The organism is Ruegeria sp. H3, from assembly GCF_056533095.1.
In genome coordinates this window covers 1-2629 of record NZ_JBQFOD010000036.1, presented here as the reverse complement: position 1 = coordinate 2629, position 2629 = coordinate 1, and the positions used below count along the sequence as shown (strand labels likewise).

The 2629-nt window shown below is 57.7% G+C and carries 1 protein-coding gene; it reads left to right on the top strand.

The features are described 5' to 3' along the window. The first annotated feature begins 71 nt into the window (after positions 1 to 71). Positions 72 to 2273 carry a catalase/peroxidase HPI gene (gene katG / locus ACR0JE_RS19590; RefSeq protein ID WP_480865357.1) on the top strand — a complete coding sequence of 734 codons (2202 nt, stop codon included), beginning with the start codon at positions 72 to 74 and terminating at the stop codon, positions 2271 to 2273. Positions 2274 to 2629 lie beyond the last annotated feature (356 nt).

Below are 2629 nucleotides of genomic sequence, written 5' to 3'. Positions count from 1 at the left end.
GTCTGTGATCTTGTTGATTGCAAGTTTTAGCGCGCAAAGCCGCAAGTCCTCAGCCAGCATTGGAGATCGATATGCATGGAAGTGATAACCCCAAAACGGGCGGATGCCCCGTGATGCATGGTGCCGGGACACGATCAAATCGTGACTGGTGGCCCAATCAGCTGAACCTGTCGATCTTGCATCAGCATGCGCCAGCTTCGAACCCGATGGATGCTGACTTCGACTATGCCGAAGAATTCCAGAAGCTGGATATGAAGGCGCTGAAAGACGAACTTTATGCGTTGATGACGGATTCACAGGACTGGTGGCCCGCAGATTACGGCCATTATGGTGGCTTCTTCATCCGGATGGCCTGGCACAGCGCGGGGACCTATCGTACGGCGGATGGCCGTGGCGGAGCTTCGACTGGTAACCAACGCTTTGCACCCTTGAACAGCTGGCCGGACAACGGCAACCTCGACAAAGCGCGTCGTCTGCTGTGGCCGATCAAGCAGAAATACGGCAACCAGATTTCCTGGGCCGACCTGATGATCCTGGCGGGTAACTGCGCGATTGAATCAATGGGTGGTAAGACCTTTGGTTTCGCTGGTGGTCGCGAAGACATCTGGGCCCCCGAGGAAGACATCTATTGGGGCTCGGAAACCGAATGGCTGGCCCCGACCGACAATCCGCACAGTCGTTATTCGGGTGAACGCGATCTGGAAAACCCGCTGGCCGCTGTGCAGATGGGCCTGATCTATGTGAACCCCGAAGGTCCAGACGGGCAGCCTGATGCGCTGGCTTCGGGTCGGGATATTCGCGACACCTTTGGCCGGATGGCGATGAATGACGAAGAAACCGTCGCTCTGGTCGCAGGTGGCCACACCTTTGGTAAGGCGCATGGTGCGGGTGATCCTGATCTGGTTGGTCCCGATCCAGAGGCCGCGCCGATTGAAGAGATGGGCTTTGGCTGGATCAACAAATTTGGATCAGGCAAGGGTGACGACACCACCACCTCGGGCATTGAGGGCGCGTGGACCGCGAACCCGATCAAATGGGACAACGGCTATTTCGACCTGCTGTTCGGCTATGACTGGAACCTGACCAAAAGCCCTTCGGGCGCGTGGATCTGGGAGCCGGTGAACGTCAAAGAAGAAGATATGGCCCCACAGGCGCATGATCCGTCGAAGAAGGTCAAAACCATGATGACCACCGCCGACATGGCGATGCGCATGGATCCGATCTATGGCCCGATCTCGAAGCGCTTCCACGAGAACCCGGACGAGTTCGCAGATGCGTTCGCGCGCGCCTGGTTCAAACTGACCCACCGCGACATGGGCCCACGCGCGGCCTATATCGGCCCAGAAGCCCCGACCGAGGAGCTGTTGTGGCAAGACAACGTCCCAGCCGTCGATCACGATCTGGTCGATGATGCGGATGTTGCCGACCTTAAAGCCAAGATCGCCGCCACCGGCCTGTCGGTATCCGAGCTGGTCTCGACCGCGTGGGCCTCGGCCTCGACATACCGGTGTTCGGACAAGCGCGGTGGTGCCAACGGGGCCCGTATCCGCCTTGCGCCGCAGAAAGACTGGGATGTGAACGAGCCGATGAAACTGTCCAAGGCGTTGGGCGCACTGGAAGGCGTTCAGTCTGCGTTCAACGATGCGCAGTCTGGGGGCAAGAAAGTGTCTCTGGCCGATGTGATCGTTCTGGCCGGCGCTGTAGGTGTCGAACAGGCAGCGAAAGCTGGTGGTCAGGATGTCGAGGTACCGTTCACTCCGGGCCGCACCGATGCGACGCAAGAGCAGACGGATGTGGACAGTTTCGCCGTGATGGAGCCTGCCGCTGACGGATTCCGTAACTATCAGAAGGCTGATTACACTGTTTCGCCCGAAGAGCTGTTGGTCGACCGTGCACAGCTGCTGACTCTGTCAGCACCCGAGATGACAGCGCTTGTGGGCGGTCTGCGTGTACTGGGCGCCAACTTTGGCGACAGCAAACATGGCGTGTTTACAGATCGTGTTGGAACGCTCAGTACAGACTTCTTCACCAACATTCTGGACATGAGCACAGAATGGAAGCCGTCTGGCAAAGGCGTATACGAAGGACGCGACCGCACGAGTGGCGAGGTCAAGTGGACAGGCACTCGTGTCGATCTGGTCTTTGGTTCGAACTCGCAATTGCGGGCGTTGGCCGAGGTCTACGGTCAGGCCGGTGCCGAGGGCAAATTCGTCTGTGACTTTGTCTCGGCCTGGAACAAGGTGATGAACGCGGACCGCTTCGATCTGAAGTAAGCCTACTATTATTCAAGCAAGTTGTGCCGCCCGAGGAGACTCGGGCGGCGTTTTCTTTGACCCGGCTCTGGTGTGCATACCAAGCATTGGGTACGAATCCACTGGATGGTTGGTCTTTGCTGGGATCGAAGCAATGGGTCAGCAGGTTTTCTGCGAAGTTTCTGAAGCTAACCTGTTGTTTTCATTAACCTGGACAAGTTTCTGCCGAGAAATGTGAAGTTTTTTCAAAATGGGGGTTGCAGGTGTCTGACCTAATCCGTAAATACCCCTTCACCGGCGCAGCTGAGGTTGTTGTTGGGACGCTAGAGATGGCGGAGACGGGCCGGAGAGACGGTTGAGACGCTCGGGAGAGACCG

What these genes read in the sequence shown, in the direction of transcription:
- katG (WP_480865357.1), top strand. Translation starts at nt 72, where the DNA reads ATGCATGGAAGTGATAACCCCAAAACGGGCGGATGCCCCGTGATGCAT.